This is a genomic window from uncultured Sphaerochaeta sp., from assembly GCF_963676625.2.
Lineage (GTDB): Bacteria > Spirochaetota > Spirochaetia > Sphaerochaetales > Sphaerochaetaceae > Sphaerochaeta.
The window spans coordinates 1,425,980-1,432,879 of record NZ_CAXXYB010000004.1 but is presented as its reverse complement, the minus strand read 5'-3'; the positions used below and the strand labels follow the sequence as shown (position 1 = coordinate 1,432,879).

Below are 6,900 nucleotides of genomic sequence, written 5' to 3'. Positions count from 1 at the left end.
AATCAGATATACTCAGAGTATAGCAAATGGAGGAACAGTATGAGTAGTTTTAGACCGGGAGAATTCAGAATCACAAAAAAAGCGATGGAGCTTTGGAATCTGCCAAAGGGCTCTGCGGTACTTGATGTCGGCTGCGGGCTGGGCGAAACAGTGGAATATCTTGAAAAGGAATATGGATTTCAGTGCAGCGGGATCGATTTTTCCATGGCAAGGATCAAGGAAGGAAAAACAAGAAATCCGAATTTGAATATTAAATATGGTGACGGAGAGTTCTTGGATGATTTCTCATCTTTCTCCTTTGACGGTGTTATGATGGAATGCACCTTATCTCTCATTAATTTGCCCGACGAAGCGCTGCACGAAGCTTACTGCGTATTAAAAAAAGGCGGGAAGCTGTTTCTCAGCGACCTTTATGTAAAGGATCCGGATCCGGGCTTTGCGAAAGCTCTCAAAATCGAAGCAGAACGTCAAAGGCTCAAACCTCATGAAGAAGGAGAATGCGGAACGGAATGCGAAACGGAGCATAAAAACCGATTAAGTACGTTCAGAGCAAGCGGCAGATTCCTTATGGAACCGCTGATCGAGCAGCTTTCCGAGATCGGATACAAAAATATCAAATGGGAAGATTGCTCCAATGAACTGGATCGTTTTGTAGCGGAAACACTCATGAAGGACGGCTGTCTGGATGGGTGCCTGTGCGGGGAAGCCATCCATCCAAAGATTCTTTCAAAACAGGATACTTCATGCTGACTGCAGAAAAATCAAGATAATTGCCGGACGATTCAATGCAGGCGCTTTTAATGAATAATAATATATATGAAATGGTGGAAAGATGGACGACTGGATCAAAAGAAAAATAAATCTTGCAGAGAATGAGCCTCTCACGAGAGCGGCACTAGAAAAATATCAGCTGGAAAGGCTTGTGGAGACGATTCGAATTGCCAAGGAAGCCAGCGTATTTTATAAGGAGTTGCTCAAAGAGATTGAACCCGATTCAATCAGGGATCTGAAAGATATTGAGAGAATCCCCTTTGTTACCCCTGATGATCTGCGGGAACGAGGCAAAGATATGCTTTGCGTCAGAAATGCGGGAAATCAGCAGAATCGTTACTCTTGAAACCAGCGGGACGACAGCAACCCCGAAACGGATTTGTTATACGGAAGAGGATCAGGAGCTGACCATAGACTTCTTTCATCATGGAATGAGAAATCTGGTGGATACAAGCGATGTGGTGCTGATCATGATGCCTTGCGCAAGGCCTGGTTCTGTTGGAGATCTGCTTGATATCGGGCTGCGCCGCTTGGGCAGCGCAACGGTGCCTTATGGTCCGTTGAAATTCGATTATCAAGACATTCCTGACGTTTTAAGAATCATGGAACGGGAAGGAGTTACCTGTATCGTAGGATCACCGACACAGGTTGACGAATTGGCAAAGACTTCTGCTGCTCTGGGCGAAAAAAAGAGGAGTGGAAAGAAAACTTTACTCATATTGCTTCACAGATGAGGTCAGTCTTGCTTAGCTCGGAATATGTTCCGGCTGAAACCTGCGAATTAGTCAACAAGGTGTGGAACTGTAAGGTATTTGAGCACTATGGCATGACGGAAATGGGACTGGGCGGTGCTGTAAGCTGCTGGACGCTGGAAGGTTATCATCCGAGAGAAGCGGATTTATACTTTGAAATCATTGACCCGAAAACCGAAGCGGTTCTGCCTGACGGTGAATTCGGCGAAGTTGTTTTCACAACGTTGACACGTAAGGGAATGCCTTTTCTAAGATACCGTACCGGGGACAGCAGCAGATGGCTGGTGGAACCGTGCAAATGCGGCAGCGTTTTGAAGAGACTGGACAAGGTGGGCGATCGCAAAGAGAAAAAAGGTGCTTATCGTTCAGTAGATCCGGACATGGTATAGAATATGGTAGAGAATGAAACCTTAAACTGTTTAAAGAAGTCAAAGCTATTTCAAGGACTGGATGATATTGAATTAAAAGACATCATCAGTTTTGTGATGCCTGCAGAAGTCAGATATCAAAAAAATCAAATCATTGTCAATCAGGGAGATCCGGTAAATAGCATAGGGATTCTGAGGAAGGGGACGGCGATCAGTTCAAAGAATCATTTCAATGGAAACATACAAATTCTAAGGATCTATGGTCAGGGCGAGATTTTTTCTCTGGATGCAGTTAATACAACCCTTTTGACAAGTCCGGTAACGCTTGTTAGCCAGGCTGAAAGCAGTGTTATTTTTGTTCCGTTCTTGAAAATATTCCGCACTGACCAAATAAGTCTGGAAGTGAAAAAGATAATTATGTCTAACAGCAGTGAAATTCTAAGTAATGAGCTGATCCGTCTTATGTATAAAATAGATGTTCTGTCAAAAAAGGACACTGCAGGAACGAATCCTGACCTATTTAAGTCTGATCAGCGAGAAGAAAGCGGTTGCAGCACATTTGATATTGACATGACACAAGATCAGCTTGCGCAGTATTTATGTGTCAACAGAAGCGTCCTTTCAAAGGAATTAAATCAAATGAGGAAATGCGGCAAGATTGATTATAAAAAGAAACGGTTTACAATATATTAAAAATATATTTTTAGAAGTGTTGGATATACAACAGATTTAATTGAGGCATAGTGCTATATTAAAATTAATTAGAACCTCAAGCTAAGATTTGCCTCTTTAGCAGAAAGGAATCTTCAGCAGGAATTCCGAAAACAATCCTGCTGCATCACCGCTTAAATAATTCAAGAAAAGAATAAACGATCATAAAAGGAAGAGTGTGCATACTCTTCCTTTTATGATATCAGTATGATTATGCAAAAGGAAGCACCTATGGTAGAGGATGAGAACATCAGAGTTTTAACAGGATCCAGATTGTTCAAAGGACTGAGTCAATATGAAATTGAGCAAGTCTTTGATTTTATTCATCCAAAGGAAAAAGATTATGACAAGAACGAAATCATCGTCAACCAAGGAGAACCGGTCAGTAAGATCGGCCTTCTAAAAAAGGGGACAGTGACCAGCATCAAGTATCATTTCAATGGGGACGCTCAGATATTAAGAATTTACAAATCCGGAGAGGTTCTTTCGATGGATGCCGTTAACACTACTTTTCTGACAAGTCCGGTAACCCTCCTTAGCCAGACAGATTGTTCAATTCTCTTTATTGCCTATAAAAAGCTGCTGGAAATTGATAAGATCAGTTCGACCGTGGAAAGAAAAAATTATGCTGAACAACACCGAAATATTAGGCAACGAACTGGTTCGACTGATGTATAAAATCGATGTTTTATCAAAAAGAACCCTTCGGGAACGGGTTTTGACCTATTTAAGCATTATCCGGGAGAAGAAGGGAAAGAACACCTTTTCTATCGGAATGAATCAAGAGGAATTTGCCCAATATTTGTGTGTAAACAGAAGTGTGCTGTCCAAAGAGTTGAATCATATGAGAAAACTAGGATTGATTGTTTACAAAAAAGATCAATATACCTTGTTTGAGCATATTAATGCCGAAATAAAAGCAAGACAGTAAATAAGAAAGTTGTATATACAACAGAAACCCTCCTCCATATCATGCTAAACTGACTAAAATAGAAAGACAAGGATATCACACAGGAGGTGTCGATTATGAAAGTCAAAGGAAATTACATAGATGGGCGATGGGTCCCTGCTTCATCAAATAAACCAAAGAAAGTCATTAATCCTTCGACCGGACAGGAGATCGCTATCATTTACGACAGTACAACAGAGGATGTCAAAATGGCGATTGCGGCAGCAAAAAAAAGTTTTTATGAAACCAGAGAATGGCGCGATATGTGTCCGCAGGAACGAGCGGACAATATGTATCGGATCTCCGAAGAAATTTCTGCAAGAAAGCAGGATATTGCAATCCTTGATAGTATCAACAACGGGAAACCTTTGAGAGAATCGGAATGTGACGTTGATGATGCGATTCAATGCTTCCGGTATTACGCCGGGTTGATCACAAAGCCAAGCGGGAGTGTTTATAATGTGAACAAGGGTTTCGGAGAAATGCATACTTATACGGTTCATGAACCGATCGGAGTATGTGCGCAAATCACACCTTGGAATTATCCATTTTTAATGGCAGCCTGGAAAATCGCACCGGCGTTGGCTGCGGGAAATTCTATCGTATTTAAACCAAGCTCCAATACACCTTTGTCCTCCGTTGTTTTGTTTGAAATATTTGATTCCTTGAATTTGCCAAAAGGAACAGCCAATCTAGTTTTGGGTTCCGGTGGAATTGCCGGTCAGGAAATGGCGGAAAACTATGATGTCGACATGATCTCCTTTACCGGCAGCACTTCTGTTGGGCAGACGATTGCCCAAGCAGCTATCGGTAATTTGAAAAAAGTTGGTCTGGAGCTGGGAGGAAAGTCTCCGAATATCATCTTTGGGGATGCGGGTCTTGAGGCAGCAGTTGAATGGGCTATGGTAGGCATTTTCTTCAATCAGGGAGAAGTCTGCTCAGCAGGTTCCAGGATTATTATAGAAAGATCATTTAAAGATCAATTTGTAAAAAGGCTGACAGAACGGGCAAACGCAATGACGATTGGTGATCCTCTCGCCAATCCGGACATGGGACCGCTGGTTTCGGAGGAACACATGAATGCCGTGCTGAAATATATTGAGATCGGAAAGCAGGAAGGCGCAAAATGTGTCTGCGGAGGAGAGCGATATATGGAAGGTTGGATTGCAGCAAGGGTTACTTTGTAAGGCCGACAATCTTTGATGAATGTACTTCGGATATGAGGATCGTAAAAGAAGAGATATTCGGTCCTGTTGTGACCATTCAAACCTTTGAAACAGAAGCGGAAGCCATTGCAATTGCCAATGATACTCCATACGGTCTGGCCGGAGCTGTATTCACTTCGGATGGATCGCGCGCTTTAAGGGTAATCAAGGAAATCAGAGCTGGCATCACATGGATCAATTGCTATAATCCAACCTTCAACGAGGCTCCATGGGGCGGATATAAAATGTCCGGCTCGGGAAGAGAACTAGGGGTGCAGGGATTTGAAGAATATCAGGAAATAAAGCAGATCAATATCAATATTACACAAGGAAAACTTGGGTGGTATAAAGAAATACAAAAAGAGCTTTTGTAGCCCTTTTTTGTTTGAATAGACTTTTCTCTACATTTGACGCGAGGGAATCAATCTCCGCGGGCAAAACAATCATTTACACGCAACCCTTCCATATGGTAAAATAAATCCGATCTATTAAAAAAACATAACGCTTTAGCGGAGGCAGAAATGAAAACAGGTGCCATTATCACAGCAGCAGGTATGCCGGCTCATATGCCTGATTATGATCCCACAATCAGGATGGGTGATACCTCTGTAATCAAAAAAATTATTATCACACTAAAAAAAGCAGGAGTGGAACCGATTGTTATCGTCACAGGATACAGAGCACAGAATGTTGAAAAACATTTAGCACATATGGGGGTTGTTTTTCTTCGTAATGAGGAATACATGCAAAATGATATGCTTCATGCAGTATGTATCGGTATCGATTACTTAAAGCAGGAATGTGAGCGGGTTTTTGTCATACCGGCTGATATCCCGTTGTTTACTTCCATCAGTCTAGATTTGCTGATGGAAGGAAAGAAATCGGCAATTTGTCCTGTATATAACGGGAAACCGGGGCATCCGATTTTACTAAAAAATGATTTGTTTGAAGATATTCTATGCTATCAGGGAAGCAATGGCCTATGGGGCGCAGTGACTTCCACCGGACATGAATTGGAATACTTGGATGTTGATGACGTTGGTGTTCTGCTCGAACTGGATTCTCAGGAGGATTTTGACCGGCTTCGGCAGATTTACGCGAATCGGAGAGATCCACTTCGATATGGTATTCAGCTGAAGATTGGACGCAATGAACTGGTTTTCGGTCCGGGCATTTTGCAGTTTTTAGAGCTTGTGGATAGAACCGGGTCAATGCAGACCGCCTGCCGGCAGATGAACATCTCCTACAGCAAAGGGCTAAAAATGATAGGACTTGCCGAAAAAGAAACCGGACTGGCTCTTTTGGAACGTCACGCGGGAGGAAGCGAAGGCGGGGTCTCTTTCCTAACGGCAGATGGAAGAAACTTTATTAAGAAATATGTTTGCATGAGGGGCGAGCTGGAAGAGCGTGCGGAAACACTGTTTCAGCAATATTTCGGGGAACCGGATAGAACGGAAGAAAAGCAGAAATGAAAAAAACACTTTTTTTTAGAAGGCCCGATTCAGGAAGGAAAATCTACATTGATCAGAAAACTGATTGGCGATCACTTGATTGATGTAGGAGGGTTCAGCAGCCAGCGGCTCGTAAACGACTCCGGCAAAACAGTCGGATTTCGAATTGTGCCGGCTTCCGAGGCAATGGAACTGACAAAAAAATATTCTCCTCATCTGTCCGATGTGTTTCTTTACTTTGACGGTAATAAAACAAAAATGACGTCTGAAATTTTTGTGGATACCGCAATCAAGTATTTGAGGAAAAAGCCAAGGAAAAAAATTGATTTTGCTGGATGAGATCGGTGGCGTGGAAATGCTGATGCCGGAATTCAGAGCGCAATTATATGAAGTTCTTGAAGGAGAAATCCCTTGCCTCGGCGTTTTGAAACTGGAGACAAGCAACCGTAATATGTGCAGCAATGCTAACATTAATCACGAATGTGTCGATTATCATCTACAGCTGCGAGAATTTCTGGTTAATCAGTACGAGGCGGATTTGGTACGGTTTGAAAGAAAGTATGCTGCTGATACAGAAAAAACCATTGGGGATTTTTTAGAGCGGATATTTTAATCACCAGAAATAAAATTTAGGTTCGCAGAGAAAGCGAACCTTTATCAGGACCTCGTTGTGTTTTCAAAAATATAACGAAG

Annotated in this window: 11 protein-coding genes and 1 pseudogene; all 12 read left to right on the top strand. The window is 42.3% G+C overall.

Going from position 1 to position 6,900, the window contains the following annotated elements; genetic code table 11:
• The first annotated feature begins 6 nt into the window (after positions 1-6).
• Positions 7-750 carry a DVU_1556 family methyltransferase gene (gene trsM / locus ACHZBG_RS09595; protein WP_320129241.1) on the top strand — a complete coding sequence of 248 codons (744 nt, stop codon included), beginning with the start codon at positions 7-9 and terminating at the stop codon, positions 748-750.
• 82 nt (positions 751-832) lie between these two features.
• Positions 833-1,117: a hypothetical protein gene (locus ACHZBG_RS09590; protein WP_320129226.1), complete on the top strand. Its 285-nt coding sequence runs from the start codon at positions 833-835 to the stop codon at positions 1,115-1,117.
• The gene (locus ACHZBG_RS09585) at positions 1,086-1,505 is read left to right on the top strand and encodes an AMP-binding protein (RefSeq protein WP_320129225.1); all 420 of its coding nucleotides are present in this window, start codon (positions 1,086-1,088) and stop codon (positions 1,503-1,505) included. Before ACHZBG_RS09590 ends, ACHZBG_RS09585 begins: the two co-directional genes overlap by 32 nt.
• A gap of 8 nt (positions 1,506-1,513) precedes the next feature.
• Positions 1,514-1,912: a hypothetical protein gene (locus tag ACHZBG_RS09580; RefSeq protein ID WP_320129224.1), complete on the top strand. Its 399-nt coding sequence runs from the start codon at positions 1,514-1,516 to the stop codon at positions 1,910-1,912.
• A gap of 3 nt (positions 1,913-1,915) precedes the next feature.
• Positions 1,916-2,584 carry a Crp/Fnr family transcriptional regulator gene (locus ACHZBG_RS09575; RefSeq protein ID WP_320129223.1) on the top strand — a complete coding sequence of 223 codons (669 nt, stop codon included), beginning with the start codon at positions 1,916-1,918 and terminating at the stop codon, positions 2,582-2,584.
• Positions 2,585-2,833: 249 nt separating this feature from the next.
• The gene (locus tag ACHZBG_RS09570) at positions 2,834-3,280 is read left to right on the top strand and encodes a cyclic nucleotide-binding domain-containing protein (protein ID WP_320129222.1); all 447 of its coding nucleotides are present in this window, start codon (positions 2,834-2,836) and stop codon (positions 3,278-3,280) included.
• A complete protein-coding gene (locus ACHZBG_RS09565) occupies positions 3,228-3,533 on the top strand; it encodes a helix-turn-helix domain-containing protein (RefSeq protein WP_394699375.1) in 306 nt (101 codons plus the stop codon). Before ACHZBG_RS09570 ends, ACHZBG_RS09565 begins: the two co-directional genes overlap by 53 nt.
• A gap of 95 nt (positions 3,534-3,628) precedes the next feature.
• Complete coding sequence (locus tag ACHZBG_RS09560; RefSeq protein WP_320129221.1) at positions 3,629-4,738, top strand: aldehyde dehydrogenase family protein; 1,110 nt, start codon at positions 3,629-3,631, stop codon at positions 4,736-4,738.
• 32 nt (positions 4,739-4,770) lie between these two features.
• Entirely contained in the window at positions 4,771-5,130 is a 360-nt protein-coding gene (locus ACHZBG_RS09555; RefSeq protein ID WP_320129220.1) for an aldehyde dehydrogenase family protein, read from the top strand.
• Between the two features lie 147 nt (positions 5,131-5,277).
• Positions 5,278-6,228 carry an NTP transferase domain-containing protein gene (locus tag ACHZBG_RS09550; protein ID WP_320129219.1) on the top strand — a complete coding sequence of 317 codons (951 nt, stop codon included), beginning with the start codon at positions 5,278-5,280 and terminating at the stop codon, positions 6,226-6,228.
• Positions 6,229-6,246: 18 nt separating this feature from the next.
• A pseudogene (locus ACHZBG_RS09545) lies at positions 6,247-6,546 on the top strand (hypothetical protein); the annotation flags it as partial.
• Positions 6,530-6,820, top strand: a complete 291-nt coding sequence (locus ACHZBG_RS09540) for a nucleoside-triphosphatase (protein ID WP_320129218.1) — start codon at positions 6,530-6,532, stop codon at positions 6,818-6,820. The pseudogene ACHZBG_RS09545 and the gene ACHZBG_RS09540, both read left to right, overlap by 17 nt.
• The last annotated feature ends 80 nt before the right edge of the window (positions 6,821-6,900 follow it).